The sequence below is a fragment of the Roseimicrobium gellanilyticum genome, from assembly GCF_003315205.1.
Classification (GTDB): Bacteria; Verrucomicrobiota; Verrucomicrobiia; order Verrucomicrobiales; family Verrucomicrobiaceae; genus Roseimicrobium; species Roseimicrobium gellanilyticum.
The window spans coordinates 71,630-88,812 of sequence record NZ_QNRR01000009.1; the positions used below are offsets into that span (position 1 = coordinate 71,630).

The following is a 17,183-nucleotide window of genomic DNA, read 5'->3' on the forward strand; positions in this document are numbered from 1 at the left end:
GTTAAAGCGAGTCAGGGGTGATTTCATTCGACTGAAGTCGAAGCTACTTTGAGAGCCGCGCCTCAATCCTATCCAGCACCCGATTGTTATCCGCATCAAATGGCATCGCATCTTCGAGGTTCTTCACGCGATCGCCATCCTCATCTCCATCCGGCTTCAACCACGTGCCCTTCTCAGGCAGCCACTCGCCGCGCTGTAACAGCACCCGCCACAGAAACTGCGCCGCCTCACCACGCAACAGAGGCTGATTGGTGCGGCCACCTTCCAGCAAGCCCTTCGCCACCGGTAATCCCAGCCGCGTGAGCCACGCGTGCAGCGTGTTCCAATTCGCCACGCCGTCCGGATTGAACTGCGGCGCAGTGGGCTGGAAATCTCCCCACGCGATCATCGCCTCGATGGCCCTGCGGTCTGCATCATCCGCGAATACATCCTGATACAGCGGCTTGGCGTTCTCATTCACCCGCGGCCACTCCTTGGCCTCGGGCAACGCACGGCACACACGCACGATCAGCCTCGCCAGCTCACGACGCGTCACGGGTTTCTCCGGTTCAAAGAACAGATTCGTCCCCTCCGGCTGCCAGATACCGCGCACGGCGAGCATGTTCGCCGCTTCGAAATACGCTGCATCCGGCGCGAGGTCATGCCACGGCCAGAGCAACAAGCCCGGTCCATCGCAGCCACGCACGAGCTTGAGTTGCAGTTCACGCACCTTGGACATGTCGCCGGCAATCTCACGCGGCTCCACGCCATCGCGCAGGCACATCCATGCGAGCGTCGCGCCTGCTTGACCCGCATGCATCATCTGTCCATGCAATCGCAAGGCCGACTGCACCACGCTGCTCACGCCGATGTTCTTCCCTGCACCGATGAGCCCCTTCATCTCCACCGGCACGAGTCCACGCAATGGGAACACCGCGCGATCCGTGTCCGTGTGCCAGCCGCGTGAAGGCGTGTGCACATTCTGCCAGGGACCGTTGCGATCCTCCGTGAGGAACCTTCGCCGCGTGGGATGGAAGTCGATGTTGAACTGAAAACCGAACACGGAGTCCGTCGGCATCGCCTTCGCCCACGCGGGCTGCCTTCCCTCTGCGCGGATGTCCTGCTCACGCACCATGTAGAGCGCTTCCAGACGCAGGCCCTCGCGCACATAGGGCTTCGGCGGCAGGCGGTCTGCCGTGCCGAACTCTTCTGTAAGCGCCATGTAGCGGAAGGACTGTGGGAAGTCTCCCACGCGATCATGCACTACTGTCTGCAAGTGATACAGCATGCCCAGCGCGTGCTCCTTGATATCCGCGAACACGATGGCGCGCTGGCGTGGCGTGAGGTTCACGAAGTTCTTCTTCGAGGCCCCCGGCTCATCCTTCTCCAGCGCGTCCACCAGCCGCTGCGGCAGCTGGCAGAGTGGATAGTCCTGCGTGGGATAGTTCAGAAAGGTCGCCTCTGTGCCCGGAGCAAAGCCATTGTGCCAGCGGTCCACGAGGCGGCGATGCGTGTACGGACTGTTCCCACTGGAGGAGTACATGCCCGTGCTCATGTCACTCTCCACCCACGGCGGAATGCGGTCCAGCGCGGCGAAGGAACGCGGGTCATAACTCGCCGGCTTCGGGATGGTCGCATCCTTGCCGCCCGTCTCACGCAGCACAAGGCACCACGAGATGGGATTCATCTCCTGGGCGCCCACGGCATCATCGAACGACTCCGGCGCACTCGGCTCGCCGAAGCGCGAACGCAAGTCCGGCCCCGCGCCATACTTCGCGCCACTGAGACGAATCACATCGCCCCAGTCGCTGGCATCCATGGTCATCTTTGCCTGCACGGTCAGCCGCTCTGCACCGCTCGTGGTGCGCTCGAACTCGACACTCATCACGCGCCCCTTCTCCACCATCACGTTCAGCGGCTGCCATCCGCGCTCGATGCGCAAGGCACCGCTCTTCACGTGCGGTTCCACCAGCTCCTCAAAAATCTTCGCCGCTGCCGCTGGCTCGATGGTTTCCGTGCCGCAGAACGCATTGCCTGGGCTGGCGAGGCCGTACTTGGCCGAGTTGTGCGCCCGGATGCGCTGCACCACTTCGGAGAAGAGGCCACTGCGGGGGAAGTTCGCATGGCGGCCCTTCACGAGTGTCCACTCGTCCAGGCAGCCCACCCCCTCCGCGCTGAACTCGCCACCGAGCCAGTCGATGTCATTCACCAGCACGATGCGCTTCACGCCGAGTCGCGCTGCCTGCACGGCTGCGGCACACGCGGATTCATTCCCGCCGACGATGAGGAGGTCGGCTTCGATGTTCAGAGTGGCAGCGCTCGTTTGTGCGGGAAGCATCGACCAGCACACAAAGACGGTTAGCAATAGAACAAGGGATCTCATGATGTTGAAGGGGGCGCTAGAGTACGCGTCGGTGTGAAGTGCTTTTGCGCTCATGGTGGTCCGCCCACTCCGTTGTGCGTTCAGAGCGTGACACCGCTCCGGGCGTCACCCCATTGGGAAGGCAATAGACCATGGAGGTATTTCACCCACCGCACACGGAGTGGGCGGACCACCATGCTTCCGCTCCCTTGACACCCACTCATCCCGTGAGATTTCTCCACTGCTGGTTCTGCATGCCAGTCCGCTCCATGTCTGCGAAGTCTCCTCCATTCCGGTTTGCGATCGCACTTCTGCTTCCGCTGTTATTGGGCGTCTCATCCTGCCGCACCACTGCTGTGCTCGACCCTGGCGGTTCACGCTCTATAGGGACCAGCGGGGCTCCCGGCTCCCTAGCCCTTGCGCAATCGGCTTACACGCAGCTCGCCGCAAACCCGACAAATACCAGCGCCTCCAAGACCTACCACCACGCCCTCGCCGATCTCGTGAAGTGGTACGATGCGCTTCCAGTCGATCAACGCACCGCCGCATGCCGCGCCGCAGGCATCACAGTGGAACAAGACACTACTGACGAATCCGGCCTGCATCGCTACCTGCTCCCCTCAGATGTGCCCCGTGACCTGCTAACACATTGTCAGGGGCGCACCGGCATCGGTGTTCCCGTGGTCGCATGGCGTCCCACCGATGGCTCCGGCAAGCTCGACAACCTCCGGCCACCGGAAGGCATCTTCACACCCATGACTGCGGTACTCGACCGCAAGAGCACCAACCACGGCGACCAATGGACCCTGCGTTTCCTCTGGCCCATTGAGCGCAAGACCATCTCCTTCTCCAATCGCACCGAGCCTCTCGCCGCCGACTTCAGCGCGCCCATCGCGGTGCTCATCCAACACGCGGAGGAGCTGCGCAAAAGCGGCTTCCGCGGCATGCTGAATCCCACCACGGACCGTGTACGCCGGGAGAAGTTGTATCTCCTCCAGCCTTACGACCCACGGAAGATTCCGCTCATCATGGTGCATGGGCTGCAGTCCACGCCGGTGGCCTTCACCAATCTCATGAATGATTTGCTCGCGGATCCGGTGATTCGTTCACGCTATCAAGTCTGGCACTATCACTACCCCACCGGCACACCCGTGATGTGGAATGCCATGGTCTTCCGCCGCACGCTGAGTAGCACGCTGCGCATGATCGATCCGGAAGGGGACGACTATGCGACGAACCACCTCTTCGTCATCGGTCACAGCATGGGCGGCGTCCTCACCCATACGCTGGTCTCTGACTCAGGGTACAAACTGTGGGACGGCGTGGTGAAGGTGCGGCCGGACAAGCTCCATGCACCGCCCATCAGCCAGCAGACACTGGAGGACCTGTTCCTCTTCCGACACGACCCACGTGTGAGGCGAGTCATCTTCATCTCCGTGCCGCACCGTGGCAGCGCGATTGCGGACAACTGGATTGGCGACTTCGGGCAATACCTCTACCGGGCAGATCCGAAGCTGAATGAAACACTCGGCCCACTCCTGGAAAACCATCGAGATGTGATCGCACCCTTCCTTGTGGGCCTCGCCCAGGCTGGCAAAATCAGCTCCATCCGCACCTTATCCGCGAAGAGTCCGTCACTCATGGCGCTCTCCACCCTGCCACCCCGGGTTCCGTTTCACAGCATCATCGGACAGAAAAAGGATGGGCCAAAAGAAACGGGCAGCGATGGTGTGGTGCCGTATGCCAGCAGTCACCTTGAGGGTGCCGAGTCCGAGCTCATCGTGAAGCATGGGCACGGTTCGTTTCGGAGTCCCGATGCAGTGACGGAGATTAAACGCATCCTGCGGCTGCACGTGGGTACGAAGTGATTCTCAGTGTTTGGGCCATGCCCCCTGACCGCGACCAGCGGTCGCAGCCACAGCATGACCTTGTCTGAATTCGCGTCACAAGAAGCACGGGGCTTCTGTGGCTGCGACCGCTGGTCGCGGTTGGCTGAACCCACCGCTACCCATGTTCCTGCTTCACACCACCCGCCACTCTCCCTCTGCCAACTCCCCCAAGTCATACTCTCCAAAGTTCACACGATGCAGCTTCTCCACATGCCATCCCTGACTCGCGAACATGCGCCTCACCTGATGGTACCTGCCTTCCGTGAGCGTGACTCGCGCAGTGCGCTCACTCACGATCTCCAGCTTCGCCGGCAGGCAGGGCGAGTCTTCACTACGCAGCATCAGCGTCCCTGAGGCGAACACGTCTACGAGACCTGCCTCCAGCGGCTTGTCCACCTCCGCCACGTATACCTTCTCCACCACGGACTTCGGCGAAGTCCAGCGCTGCACCAGTTCACCGCGATCCGTGATCAGCAGCAATCCGCTCGTGTCCTTATCCAGTCGTCCCACACTCGTCACCGGTGGATTGCGTTTCGTCCAGCGCTCCGGCACCAGCTTGTAGATCGTCTCACCCTCCCCTGCGGCATGCGTGCACACATAGCCCACCGGCTTGTGCAGCATCACCAGCAGCCCATCCGGCGCCTCCAGTGGCTCCCCTTCCACGCGCACCTCTGCCACATCCTGCGGCGCGATCTTCTGCCCCTCATCCTCCAGCGCTTCACCACGCAGCGTCACCAGCCCTGCATCAATCAGCTCACGCACCTCCCGCCGGCTGCCGTGGCCGAGGGAAGACAGAAGCTGATCGAGGCGGCGCGGTTTGCTCTGATTCATGAAGATCGCTGAAGAGATGGATGCTATGATTCTCGCACCGTGACCGCATCGGAAACACCGTCAAAGCCAACTTTGACCATTCCTCAATTTGCCATGCTCCTGTCGATGGCGTTTGCGGGCCTCATGACCCTCGTCGTGTGCGGAGCAATCACACTCTATTTTGGGAAGGAGCTTAGCCACTTCGAGCAACATCCTCCCAGGGACCTGGCCGTGCTTGAGCGTTTCATGAAACTTCCCGCGGAGGACAGTCCGGAGCGTACAAGAGTTCTCAAGCTCCAGAAGGACTACGGACAGATGGTGAAATTCCGCCGCGGAACGCTGTGGGGCGGGATGGTCAGCGGCACCCTTGTGTCCGCGACGGGGGCGTTTCTCCTATGCTCCCTTCGCACACAGAAGGGACGGCAAAAGTTCCTGGAGAACCGCAAGACAAACGTGCGTGAACGTGCTCACGCAGTTACGCGAGAGGACAAGCAATCCAAAGGAACACGCCTGTGCTTCTTTGCAGCCTCGGCCATCACGATGTGGATATGCATCGACCTGATGATCCACTTCCGGACCGAGCTCATGCGCGTGCACGACCACTCTCCGTACGATCGGGCCACACTTGAGTTCTACATGCTGCCCACCGTTCCCGGATCCCCGGATGAAATCACCGCGCACAGGCTCGCTGAGGACTACGAGCGGATGGGGACTCTCTACGAGCCTCTGTTGAGAGGGACTGTTATCGCGTGCCTTATTCCCATCCTCGCCTGCGTGCTCATCATGCTCTGGCAGCTGATGTGGCTGTGGCCACGCAAAGCGCAACCACAGCCACAAATAGAAAGAACACCTGCTGCCTAGGCTTACGCCAGCCCCGGAATCTCCCAGCCTGAGCGGTAGCTGCGTTTCACAAACTTCGTCGCGTCCTCGGAGTTGGTGAAGATCATCTTCTCCGCATCCCACTCGAGCGTCTGCTGCGGGAAGATGCTCGCGAGGCAGCCGAGCAGCACCGCCTCGGTAAGCGGGCCACTGTAGTCGAAGTTCGCACTTGGCTTCGTGGAGCCACCCTTGAGGCAGCAATCCACCCACTCGCCCCAATGGTTGCGAGGCTCGAGTTTGTTCGGCCGGCGGCCGGCGAATTTGTCCTTCGGATGCAGCGTGGGAGTGCTGCCGTGCGGATGCACCAGCACGCCTTCCGTGCCGATGTATACCGTGCCCTGGCCGGGCCACTTTCCTTCCACCAGCGCCTGGATTTCCGGAGAGGGAAGCTGGTCGCCGTCATACCACGTCACCTTGATGGTATCCCCTGCGGTGTACTGCGTGCCGGGGTAGAGATATTCCACTTTGCCATTGATGGCCCAGTTCTCCGCATTGGGAGGAGGAGGACCGTAGGAAGTCACGGACTTCGGCATGGTGAGGCCGAGCGCGCGGTACCATCCGCTGAACATGTGGCAGCCCATGTCACCCAGCGTACCCGTGCCGAAGTCACGGCGCTTGCGCCAGTTGCCCGGGTGATAGTAGCCGCTGATGAACTGGCGCTCCTTCGCCACGCCGAGCCACTTGTCCCAGTCGAACTCGGCCGGCGGGGTGTCCTTCTTGTCCGGCACGGGCTCCATATCGCCCCACTTCTTGTTGGAGAACGTGTGCGCCTCCTTCACCTTGCCAATCGCCCCTTCCTGGATGTAGGCCACGGCGAAGCGCTCGGTGAAGTCCGAGGAAACCTGGATGCCCATCTGCGTCATCACGCCCTTCTCACGGGCCAGCTTCGTGATGGCGCGGCACTCCAGGAGGTTTTGCGTGAGCGGCTTCTGTCCATAGACGTGCAGGCCCTTGTTGATGGCAGCCATGCCGATGGGGCCGTGCATGTGGTCCGGCGTGCTGACGTTCACCGCGTCGATCTTGCCTTCTTCCTTCACCAGCAGCTCGCGCCAGTCCTGGTAGACGCGCACATTGGGAAACTGCTCCTGCACGCGCTTGAAGTTGCGCGTGTCCACATCGCACACGGCGGCGAGTTCCCAGTTCGGATGCTTGGCCAGGTTGGTGATATCCGCCCAGGACATGCCGCTCGCGCCGAAGGCGGCGTGGCGCAGCTTGCCATTGGGCGAGGCCGCCCGCAGGCCGGAGGTGACGAAGGGCGCGCCAAGGATGGCTGCGGCGCCCGTTTGCAGGAAACGACGGCGTGAAGAGGTGGAGGAGGCAGGACGAGTCATGGTTCGTAGAAATGCGAAACGTGAACCAGTGCATACGCCGGGTCCCCGCCCAACCTTCGCGGGACAGGCATAATTCAACCGGCTTGAGTGACAAAAGGCAGCGTCCTCTTTAGGACACGCCTAAGGTGGGATTTTTCTTTCCCCCTGCCATCCCCTGCCCGGTCCTGAGTCGACTCCTATTTGGCGGAAATCCTTCCCCTGGCAGACTGACATGCCAGACTCAAGACTCCCAATTCCCTCACCCTCACCTGATGAAGCGATTCTCCTGCGAATGTGGCAACGTGCTCTTTTTCGAAAACTCGCAGTGCCTGCAATGCGGCTCCGAGATGGGCTTCGACCCTGCCATGGGGACCATGGTGAAGCTCACCCCCGAGTCTGGCCTGAAGCGCTGCGACAACGGTCCCACCCACGGCGTGTGCAACTGGCTCCTGGCCAAAGACGACACGAACATCCTCTGCACCGCCTGCCGGCTGAACCGCACCATCCCGGACCTGAACCTGTATGGAAACCTCCCCCTCTGGGGTCGCATGGAATCTGCGAAGCGCCGCCTGCTGGCCACGCTGCTGGGCCTTGGCATCGAGGTGCACTGCCTGAATGAGGACCCCGTGGGAGGTCTCGCCTTCGACTTCATCCAGACCTTGTCGAACCCTCCGGTCACCACTGGCTACGCGGTTGGCGTGATCACGGTGAACCTCCAGGAAGCGGACGACGCAGTGCGCGAGCAGACCCGCCAGCAGCTTGGCGAGAGCAGCCGCACCCTGCTGGGCCACTTCCGTCATGAGACGGGCCACTACTTCTGGGAGCGTTGGTTTGGCACCCTGGCGCTGGATCACCCCCTGCGGGTGGCCTTTACCGGGCTCTTCGGTGATGCCGGGCTGGACTACGCCACCTCCCTCAATCGGCACTATTCCCAGGGACCACCGCTCGGCTGGGAGCAGTCCTACATCAGTGCGTACGCCACCATGCACCCGTGGGAGGACTGGGCGGAGACCTGGTCCCACTACCTGCAGATCCTGGATGGTCTGGAGACTTGCGAAGCCTTCGGCCTGCAACTCGGTGCCGGCTCCCTGGAAGTGACGCCTTTCCCGAAGGAATCAGCCACATTGCCAGAGAATCTGCCACAGGAGCCCGCGGAGGATCAGAAGTTTCTCACCTGGCTGCATCGCTGGGTGCGCCGCGCCCCCATGTTCAATGAAATTTCCGCCAGCCTCGGGCAACCCGCGCTGTATCCCTTCGTGCTGAGCCTGCCTGCGGTGAGGAAACTCCGCTTCGTGCACTACGTGGCGAGTGAAGGGCGTCCCAAGCCACAGCCAGCCGCGGTGGCTGCGAATCCCGTCCCTGTAGAATCGACGCCACCCGCACCCGCGCCGCTTGCAACTCCCGAGGCGAAAGAGCAAGTTGCCGCATGAGTTGGTTTCCCAAGTCGAAGGATCACCTTCCGCTGACATGGTGGAAGGGGCATGCCATCTACCTGGCGGCCTACATCGCGATTGGCGGTGTGGTCAGCATGGTGGTCACGGCCATCCTCATGGCAGCCGCAGGGGGCTCGATCATTGGGATGCTCCAGTTTTCCTATGCCGGACTCGTGGGCGGCCTGCGTCTCTGGACGCCGCTGACTTACGTTCTCGTCAATCCTCCGGACCTCTTCTTCCTGCTCTCCGCCTTCTTCTTCTGGCGTTTCGGCGAGGATGTGGAGAAGTTTTTCGGACGCCGAATTTTCGTGCAGCTTTTCCTGGCCCTCGTGCTGGTCACGCCAGTCGTCCTGACCATCTTTGGCCTGCTCGGTGCGGCGACGTGGTCCGTGTGGGGCGTTACCGGGGTGTTCTTCGGTGTTTTCCTGGCCTTTGTCACTCTGTACCCGCGTGCGCAGATATCGCTCATCCTCTTCACCCTGCCGGCGTGGGTCTTGGCCACCGCGATTGTGGGCGTGAATGCCCTCATCTACCTGGCGGGGCATGCCTGGGCTCAGCTCATCATGCTCGCCAGTCAGGTGCTGACGGCGTACGGCTTCGTGCGTTATCAGCAGGGTCGCTGGACGATGCCCTCCTTCTCCAGCCTGCTGAAGTCCAAGAAAACCGAGCAGCCCGCGGACATCACCCTCCTTCCATCGTATCGCGAGAAGAAGAAAAAGGGCGAGCCGACGGCGACCGACGCGGAGAAGGTCGACGCCATCCTGGAAAAGATCAGCCAGAAGGGCATGCAGAGCCTCACCGCTGCAGAACGCAAACTGCTGGAGAAGGCCAGCGAGCGACTGAAGAAAGGCTGAAGACAACCTGTCCGAGACGCTTGCACCCGCCCCCGCAGGCGTAAGATATCTTTGTGTCCGTTTTCTCCCTCAATTCCGAATACCACCCGCGCGGCGACCAGGCGCAGGCCATTGCCAAGCTGGTAAAGTCCGTGGAAGCGGGCAACCGCCACCAGACCCTGCTGGGCGTCACGGGCTCGGGGAAGACCTTCACCATGGCGAACATCATCGCCCAGATTGGCAAGCCCGCGCTCATCATGAGCCACAACAAGACGCTCGCCGCGCAGCTCTACTCCGAATTCAAAAACTTTTTCCCGGACAACGCAGTCGAGTACTTCGTGAGTTACTTCGACTACTACCAGCCGGAGGCCTACATCCCGCGCTCGGACACCTACATTGAGAAGGACTCGAGCATCAATGATGAAATCGAGCGCCTGCGCCTCTCCACCATGGGCGCGTTGCTCACGCGGAAGGATGTGGTCGTGGTCGCCAGCGTGTCCTGCATCTACGGCTTGGGCTCGCCGGAGGACTATGAGGGCATGATGCTTCCCGTGCATCGCGGTGAAACGATGACCCGCGAGACCATGCTCTCGAAGCTGGTGGACATGCTGTATGAGCGCAATGACATCGCCTTCACCCGCGGCAAGTTCCGCGCTCGTGGCGATGTGGTGGAGGTCTTCCCCGCGTACCTCGACAATGAAGCCATCCGCGTGGAGTTCTTCGGCGACGAGATCGATCGCATCAGCGTCTTCGACCCGCTTACCGGCAGTGCCACCACCCAGCTCCAGAGCTACACCTTCAATCCCGCGAAGCAGTTCGTCACGCCCGCGGACAAGCTGCGCGTCGCCATCAAGGCCATCCGCGCGGAGTTGGATGCGCGCGTTGCGGAGTTCGAGTCGCAGGGCAAGCTGCTGGAGGCGCAGCGCATCCGCATGCGCACCGAGTATGACATCGAAATGATGCAGGAGATGGGCTTCTGCCAGGGCATTGAGAACTACAGCCGCCACCTCTCCGGTCGCGCACCGGGCAGCACCCCGGGCACGCTGTTGGATTTCTTCCCGGACGACTTCCTCTACTTCGCGGATGAAAGCCACGCCACCATCCCGCAGATCGGTGGCATGTATGAGGGCGACCGCTCGCGCAAGACCGTTCTCGTGGAGCACGGCTTCCGCCTGCCCAGCGCATTGGACAACCGCCCGCTGAAGTTCAACGAATTCATGGCCACGATCAAACAGGCCGTGTACGTGAGCGCCACGCCTGCCCAGTTCGAGGTGGACAACAGCGTCGTGGGAAACAAGAGCTACGTGCCACACAAGCGCGAGCGCATCGGCGAGGCGGAGACTGTACCTGCGCTGCTGCCTGGTGGTATCAATGGAGGCGGCAAGTCCAATCTCCAGTCCCAGCTCACGAGCTCGCGTTCCATCGTACGCATTTCCGGAAGCAGCGAGCCGGTGGAGAAGTTCGATGTCACCACGAAGGGCAAGCACCTCATTGTGGAGCAGATCATCCGCCCTACCGGCCTCTTGGATCCCGTCGTGACGATGAAGCCGCTCAAGGGACAAATCGACGAGACCATCGAACTCTGCCGCCAGCGCATTGAAAAGGGCGAGCGCGTGCTCGTGACCACACTCACCAAACGCACCGCGGAAGATCTCACCGACTACCTGCGCAATCTCAACCTCAAGGTGCGCTACCTGCACAGTGAGATCGACGCCATCGAGCGCGTGGAGATTCTGCGCTCGCTGCGTGCCGGTGAGTTCGACATCCTTGTGGGCATCAACCTCCTCCGTGAAGGCCTCGACCTTCCCGAGGTGAGCCTTGTATGCATCCTCGATGCGGACAAGGAAGGCTTCCTGCGCAGTGAAACGTCCCTGCTGCAGACGGCGGGTCGCGCCGCGCGCCACGTGAATGGCGAAGTCGTCCTCTTTGCCGATCAAATCACTGGCAGCATCCAGGCCCTGCTGAACATCAGCGCCTACCGCCGCGATCGTCAGATGGATCACAACGAAGCCCACGGCATCACTCCGCAGACCGTGAAGCGTGCCGTGCAGGAGAGCCTGCATGGCTGGCAGGCCGGCAAGCAGCTTGAAGAAAGCATGGTGAAGGACGAAGCCGGTGGCTACGCCGTCACCGAAGTCCTCCGCGAACTCGAAACCGAAATGGCCGAGGCCGCCAGCAACCTCGAGTACGAAAAGGCCGCCTTGCTCCGCGACCAGATTCGCGAGCTGAAAAAACAAGCTGGCATCAGCGATGCCATGACGCAGCTCCCACAGCGGAAGGTGAAGTACGGTGGAAAGAAACGGGCGAAGAAGGGGTAGTCAGGAATCCATGAGCGACCGCGATCTCAGTACCGTTGTGCCCCGGCTGTATCTGGCGCTTCCCAATAGTGTGCCCGCAGATTTCACCCTTACTGGTGACGATTCACCGGTGGAATCAAAGCTCGCAGGTGACCTTGTCGTCCTTTACGGCTTCGACAAGGGGACGCACTTTCGGTTGGCAAACGGAGGAGATCTCAAGGAACTCGCAACCACGCCTGCTGAATTGCATGAGAAAGCGGTGGAGAACCTAAACAGCCTTCCCCTGCACCTTGAGTTTCATCAAGGTGACGACTACCACATGGTTACCGCAGGTGGTGATCATGAGGCCACACTGGTGTTTCACTCTGCTGTCCTGGAATTCCTCGCGGATCAAGTGCCAGGGAAGCTCGTGGTCGCCATACCCGCCCGCGACCTGTTTCTGGTGGCGAGCAGTGCTGATCCCCGGCACCTCGCAGCATTGCAGCGAAAGGTGAATGAACTCATTGAGACGGCTGAGAAGCCCCTTTCGGGGTTGCTCTATACACGGGATGTCATTTCGGGTGAATGGTCCGTACTCTCTCGTTGAGTTGCCAGTGCAAGCGCATCGTTTTTCCCCTCTCCAATCAACAACATGCGTCGCCTCCTCCGAGCCATCGCCCTCCTCTTTTTGAGCGCCTTGGTTCTCTGGCTAGCATGTCTGAGCTTCGTCATTTGGAACTTCGGCCAAACCGACCACGCCACGCAGGCTGACTGTATCATCGTCCTGGGCGCCAGCGTCCAAGGCTCCCAACCTTCTCCTGTCTTCGAACAACGCCTCCGGCATGGTATTGACCTCTACCAACGCAAACTCGCTCCACGCCTCCTCTTCACTGGTGGCTTTGGGGATGGGAAAAGCCATTCCGAAGCCGGCGTCGGTTCCGCCTATGCGCAGCAACACGGCGTGCCAGCCACCGCGGTGCTGCTGGAAGAGAAATCCCGCACCACGAAACAGAACCTGGAAGAAGCCCTCAAGCTCATGAAGGCCCACGGCCTGCAATCCGCCGTCATCGTGAGTGACCCACTGCACCTGAAGCGAGCGATGATGATGGCAGAAGATCTCGGCATTCAGGCGCACTCATCGCCCACATCCACCTCCATGTACCGTTCCTTCGGTTCCCAGGCGAAGTTCCTGCTGCGCGAGGTGTACTTCATGCATCACTACATGATATTCGGAGAATAGCTAACCTCAGTCGTCTCGTGATTCGATCATCACGTACAGCAAGAAGCTCACCTTAGGTGCACCACCTTGCGCGAAGCGCTTTGGAGTGCGTGTGCGAAGCACCGCTTCGCGCGAAAGTCCGGGAGATCGCACAGCAGAAGGACGAACCCCCAAGGAGCGGCGTGCTTTAGCCGCCGTGGGAGCGTGAAAGGCATGGCCGGTGCCTCGCTACGCACTCTCACATGACAAGCATCCTATGGCTGATGAAGGGGTGGCCATGATCATGCAGCGCTCCATGCGGGGCCACCATTCCACGGCGGCTAAAGCACGCCGCTCCTTGGGGTCGCATCCTCGTCTGCGGTGGCAAGGCCATGGTGGGTCATGCACCAACATTTCACGCCGAGCACTTCGCACAACCTCATCGAGCAAGATCTCCCTCCGCCTCGCGTAAACATTCCAGCTTCCCAACGGGCAGGTCGGAATGATGCGGCATGATGAAAAGAGAACACTGCGGCGGCATCATCGGTCCTGTCCGTGATCCCTTGCACGCATTATCCCCAAGCCATGAATTGCCTTCGCTTTCGAATCCCTCGTTTCCTGCCTGTCAGCGTCCTGCTGCTGGTGTCCTTTGCCATAAACGTTCACTCTGCCGATCTCACCCTGCTCTCCGAAGGCAAATCCACCTACCAAATTGTCACTCCCGACACGCCCCCTACTCCGGAACTCGCGTCCTGCCTCGAACAAACAGCACGGCTCCTGCAAGCTGCCTTCAAAGCAAACGGCGCAGACGTCGCCATCATCTCCGAAAGCAAACGCGTCCCATCCCAGCCAGCCCTCTTGCTTGGTAACACCGCCTTCGCCAAGCAGAACAGCGTCGATGTCACCACACTCACCGACTGGAGTTACATCCATAAAGCGGTCGGGAAGGACATCATCATCGCGGGACATGATCACGCCTCGTCAGTGAAGCCGGATGCGGGCAACGCACGCCGACGCGAGTGGGACCGCACGGGCACAGCGAAAGCAGCTGCAGACTTCGCCCGCACCTACATGGGCGTGCGTTTCCTCTTCCCGGATCTCCCGGGTTACACGCAAGTGAGTGCGCACTCGAAGAATGATCTGCTCGCCTCCCCCTCCATTGAGTTCCTCTCGATGAAGGCCATCACCGTTCCCGATACTCTGAACACGCACAAGGCGCCTTTGCTCCGCATCAACAGCAGCCATCCCGCCGGTGGCAGCTTCTACGACTTGGCTCACAATCGCTTCCCCCGCGTGAATGCCCTTTATGGCAGCCACACCTGGGATCGCGCCGTGCCGGCAGAGAAATACATGGATGCCCATCCCGAGTATTTTGCCCTCATTAATGGAGAGCGCATGAAGGACAAGGCACGCCCGCAGTACTGCCTCTCCAATCCTGATGTGCAGGAACTCATCTATCAGGATCTCGTGAATCAGGTGGAGGCGGGCTATGACTACGTGGATCTCGGTCAGCCAGATGGCTATCGTGAATGCCAGTGTGAAGCCTGCGCGAAGCTCTGGGATACAGGCGGTGACTGGAGTGAGAAGATCTGGATCCTCAATCGCCGCACCGCCGAGCGCCTGCTGAAGTCCCACCCCAAGGCGCGCGTGACCATGATGTCCTACATCCTCACGGCCACGCCACCGAAGACCTTCAAAGCGTTTCCCGCGAACACCTCCGTCATGCTCACGGGCACCAATGAGGAGGACATCGCCCCATGGCGAAGCTATGAGATACCCGGTGGCTTCACCGGTTACGTGTACAACTGGTGCCCCAATCTCGGCAGCCGCTACACACCCATGCGCACCCCGCAGTATGTGGAGGCCCAGGTGAAGCGTCTCGCCGCCGGCCGCATCCAGGCCTTGTATCGCGACGGACCAGGCCAGCTCTTCGGGCTGGAGGGTCCGGTGTATTACACCATGGGGCGCATGTTCGATGACCCGGACCACAATGCGGCGAAGGATCTCATTCCTGAGTTCTGCGATGCCGCTTTCGGCAAGGCCTCGCCAATCATGCGCACGTTCTACGACCAGCTCTATGACGCGATCATGCTGTACTCCGACCACCTCGGCACACGCAATAATCTCTGGACCTACCAGCCGCTGGAAGGCCGGAAACGCAAGACGGTGCGTGATCCCTTTCAGCTCCTCGCCTTCCTGTACCATCCCGAACTGCTCGCCTCGCTCGAGGCCAATCTGATTCAGGCCGAGAAGCTGGCGGACAATGCGAAAATAAAAGCACGACTCTCACTGGTGCGCACCGAGTTCGACTACATCCGCCACCTCGCGCGCGTCATCCACTTGTATCAAGCCTTCACGGTGCAGCCGGATGAAGCCTCACGAGATCGACTTTTGAATGCCATCGATGCCCGCAATGCTTTCATCGAAGCGCTCTACCCGAAGAAAGGTGAGAAGCGCGCTGAGGTCCGATGGGAGCAAGTGTTCTTCCCTTTCCCCGGTCACGATGCCAACCACCTCCGTCTCGCACATGACGGCTACCAGGAACCCTTCGCCAACACCTGTCTGAACTGGGATACCAAGGCCATGCGCCGGGCCCCGTTGCCAGGGAAGAAACGCATCTCCGTCGCTGCCACCTCTACACCCGCAACTTTGGATGGCCCTGAATGGAAGCATGTCGCCACGCAAACACTCACGGTCGCACCTCCCTTCAATCAAGCTCCACGGAATACCACTCTCCAGATGCTGCATGACAAGACGAATCTTTATGTGCGCATGACCTGCGAACTCCCGCCCGATGGCAAGACGACCTTCAGCCCGCAACGACGGGACCTCGACCTGAGCAATCAAGAATCGGTCGAGGTGTATCTATCTCCCGCAGCGGAACGCGAGATCTCCTATCGCTTCATGGCTGGTGCCCATGCCAAGACCGGTTGGGACGCTGCAGCTGGCTTCATCACCGATGTCATGGATCCACGCCATGGTCGAGATGACGCGACCTGGAATGGCGAGTGGACTCACCAGCCCGAAGTAGATGTCTCAAAGAAACAGTGGCGCACCCTCATCACCATCCCCTTCAAGACCCTCGGTGTCGCCGGTCCCACTCCGGGCACCACCTGGCGCGCCAACTTCGCCCGCAATCACCAACTCGTCCGCAGCATGATGGACCGTGCCATCTGGTCATCCGCGATCGGGAACACGAACATGAATGACCGGAGCATCTTCGGGGAGATCGTCTTTGAGTGAGAGTCTCCCAATGAGACCCAGCCTCACTCAAGGATCGGGGGCTTTCCTGTCCCCGTGGATGTGGTTACATCCCACCATTTTCGAACGTCCGTCGCGTGTGAGCGGCACTAGCCTAGTGCCGTCATATGCAGCGTGACCACGCTTGGAGCTCGGAAGATCCGCAAAGCTTCGAACAGAGTGGCTCCGCACCCATTTCGCTCACCGCCGGCACTAAGGCTAGTGCCGCTCCCTGCGAGTCGCGCTTCATCACATGGACGCGCTGCCTCGACAACTCCGTTCACGCATCGAATGGGGCAAGAATGCCCACACTCCTTGCGGGCGCACATCACGCACGGCAGACTCGCTTCTTACTCGCCGTCTTCATCCTCATCCCCCTGCCTCGTCTGCTGTGCGGAGGTCCAGCCTTCTTCTTTCCACTCCTGCACGAGGCGCTTGAGCTTGCGCTGGGCACCAAGCTTGGAAGCCGCGGAGAGACGGTCGGTGAAGAGAATGCCATTGAGGTGATCGATCTCATGCTGGAACGCACGACCCAGCAGGCCATCTGCCTCCATGGTCACGGTCTCGCCTTCGAGGGTCTGGTAGGTCACCGTCACCACGCCGGCGCGGCGCACGTCATAACGCAGATGCGGAATGCTCAGGCAGCCTTCCTGACCGGTGGCCTTGGTGTTATCGAGCACCAGCTTGGGATTGAGAAAGATAATCGGCTGGGTTTCCGCGAGCGTCTTGTCCACGCCATTCACACGCAGCACGGTCACAGACTCATCGTTCGCCGGCACTTCGATGATCGCCATCTGGATGGGCACGGCCACCTGCGGCGCCGCGAGACCCACCCCACGTGCGTCATGCATCGTCTCCATCATGTCGGCGGCGAGTTTGCGGATCTCATCTGTCACCTGCGTGACAGGCTGGCACTTCACACGCAGGACAGGATTTCCGTAGAGGACGATGGGCAGGATCATGAGTAGGGCAAT

12 protein-coding genes are annotated in these 17,183 nt (G+C 60.7%); 8 read left to right on the forward strand and 4 right to left on the reverse strand.

Going from position 1 to position 17,183, the window contains the following annotated elements; all coding sequences use genetic code 11:
* Window positions 1-43 precede the first annotated feature (43 nt).
* Window positions 44-2,362, reverse strand: a complete 2,319-nt coding sequence (locus tag DES53_RS22290) for an FAD-dependent oxidoreductase (protein WP_245958234.1) — start codon at window positions 2,360-2,362, stop codon at window positions 44-46.
* 248 nt (window positions 2,363-2,610) lie between these two features.
* Between DES53_RS22290 and DES53_RS22295 the strand changes: the two genes are divergently transcribed.
* Complete coding sequence (locus DES53_RS22295) at window positions 2,611-4,209, forward strand: esterase/lipase family protein (RefSeq protein ID WP_113960540.1); 1,599 nt, start codon at window positions 2,611-2,613, stop codon at window positions 4,207-4,209.
* Between the two features lie 153 nt (window positions 4,210-4,362).
* Here the strand turns inward: DES53_RS22295 and DES53_RS22300 are convergent, their stop codons facing one another.
* Window positions 4,363-5,061 (reverse strand): pseudouridine synthase, encoded by a 699-nt coding sequence (locus tag DES53_RS22300; RefSeq protein WP_113960541.1) that lies wholly within the window; start codon window positions 5,059-5,061, stop codon window positions 4,363-4,365.
* A gap of 93 nt (window positions 5,062-5,154) precedes the next feature.
* Here DES53_RS22300 and DES53_RS22305 point away from each other — a divergent pair, with 93 nt between their 5' ends.
* Entirely contained in the window at window positions 5,155-5,901 is a 747-nt protein-coding gene (locus DES53_RS22305; protein ID WP_113960542.1) for a hypothetical protein, read from the forward strand.
* Window positions 5,902-5,903: 2 nt separating this feature from the next.
* Here DES53_RS22305 and DES53_RS22310 read toward each other — a convergent pair whose 3' ends face one another.
* A complete protein-coding gene (locus DES53_RS22310; protein WP_113960543.1) occupies window positions 5,904-7,250 on the reverse strand; it encodes a Gfo/Idh/MocA family protein in 1,347 nt (448 codons plus the stop codon).
* Between the two features lie 251 nt (window positions 7,251-7,501).
* Here DES53_RS22310 and DES53_RS22315 point away from each other — a divergent pair, with 251 nt between their 5' ends.
* From DES53_RS22315 to DES53_RS22340, 6 genes are all read left to right on the forward strand, one after another.
* Window positions 7,502-8,659 carry a zinc-binding metallopeptidase family protein gene (locus DES53_RS22315; protein WP_113960544.1) on the forward strand — a complete coding sequence of 386 codons (1,158 nt, stop codon included), beginning with the start codon at window positions 7,502-7,504 and terminating at the stop codon, window positions 8,657-8,659.
* A complete protein-coding gene (locus DES53_RS22320; protein WP_113960545.1) occupies window positions 8,656-9,516 on the forward strand; it encodes a rhomboid family intramembrane serine protease in 861 nt (286 codons plus the stop codon). Before DES53_RS22315 ends, DES53_RS22320 begins: the two co-directional genes overlap by 4 nt.
* A gap of 53 nt (window positions 9,517-9,569) precedes the next feature.
* On the forward strand, window positions 9,570-11,813 hold the full coding sequence (locus tag DES53_RS22325; RefSeq protein WP_113960546.1) for an excinuclease ABC subunit UvrB: 2,244 nt from the start codon (window positions 9,570-9,572) through the stop codon (window positions 11,811-11,813).
* A gap of 10 nt (window positions 11,814-11,823) precedes the next feature.
* Complete coding sequence (locus tag DES53_RS22330; RefSeq protein WP_113960547.1) at window positions 11,824-12,378, forward strand: DUF1444 family protein; 555 nt, start codon at window positions 11,824-11,826, stop codon at window positions 12,376-12,378.
* A gap of 45 nt (window positions 12,379-12,423) precedes the next feature.
* Window positions 12,424-13,011 (forward strand): YdcF family protein, encoded by a 588-nt coding sequence (locus DES53_RS22335; protein WP_113960548.1) that lies wholly within the window; start codon window positions 12,424-12,426, stop codon window positions 13,009-13,011.
* A gap of 543 nt (window positions 13,012-13,554) precedes the next feature.
* Window positions 13,555-16,212, forward strand: coding sequence for a DUF4838 domain-containing protein (locus DES53_RS22340; RefSeq protein ID WP_113960549.1), 2,658 nt, complete (start codon window positions 13,555-13,557; stop codon window positions 16,210-16,212).
* A gap of 347 nt (window positions 16,213-16,559) precedes the next feature.
* Here DES53_RS22340 and def read toward each other — a convergent pair whose 3' ends face one another.
* Window positions 16,560-17,171: a peptide deformylase gene (gene def / locus DES53_RS22345; RefSeq protein ID WP_113960550.1), complete on the reverse strand. Its 612-nt coding sequence runs from the start codon at window positions 17,169-17,171 to the stop codon at window positions 16,560-16,562.
* Between the last annotated feature and the right edge of the window lie 12 nt (window positions 17,172-17,183).

Bases quoted from the DNA above. Each gene is read 5' to 3' on its own strand.
- def (WP_113960550.1), bottom strand. From the start codon at position 17,171: ATGATCCTGCCCATCGTCCTCTACGGAAATCCTGTCCTGCGTGTGAAG.
- DES53_RS22340 (WP_113960549.1), top strand. From the start codon at position 13,555: ATGAATTGCCTTCGCTTTCGAATCCCTCGTTTCCTGCCTGTCAGCGTC.
- DES53_RS22320 (WP_113960545.1), top strand. From the start codon at position 8,656: ATGAGTTGGTTTCCCAAGTCGAAGGATCACCTTCCGCTGACATGGTGG.
- DES53_RS22300 (WP_113960541.1), bottom strand. From the start codon at position 5,061: ATGAATCAGAGCAAACCGCGCCGCCTCGATCAGCTTCTGTCTTCCCTC.
- DES53_RS22330 (WP_113960547.1), top strand. From the start codon at position 11,824: ATGAGCGACCGCGATCTCAGTACCGTTGTGCCCCGGCTGTATCTGGCG.
- DES53_RS22290 (WP_245958234.1), bottom strand. From the start codon at position 2,362: ATGAGATCCCTTGTTCTATTGCTAACCGTCTTTGTGTGCTGGTCGATG.
- DES53_RS22335 (WP_113960548.1), top strand. From the start codon at position 12,424: ATGCGTCGCCTCCTCCGAGCCATCGCCCTCCTCTTTTTGAGCGCCTTG.
- DES53_RS22310 (WP_113960543.1), bottom strand. From the start codon at position 7,250: ATGACTCGTCCTGCCTCCTCCACCTCTTCACGCCGTCGTTTCCTGCAA.
- DES53_RS22295 (WP_113960540.1), top strand. From the start codon at position 2,611: ATGTCTGCGAAGTCTCCTCCATTCCGGTTTGCGATCGCACTTCTGCTT.
- DES53_RS22305 (WP_113960542.1), top strand. From the start codon at position 5,155: ATGCTCCTGTCGATGGCGTTTGCGGGCCTCATGACCCTCGTCGTGTGC.
- DES53_RS22315 (WP_113960544.1), top strand. From the start codon at position 7,502: ATGAAGCGATTCTCCTGCGAATGTGGCAACGTGCTCTTTTTCGAAAAC.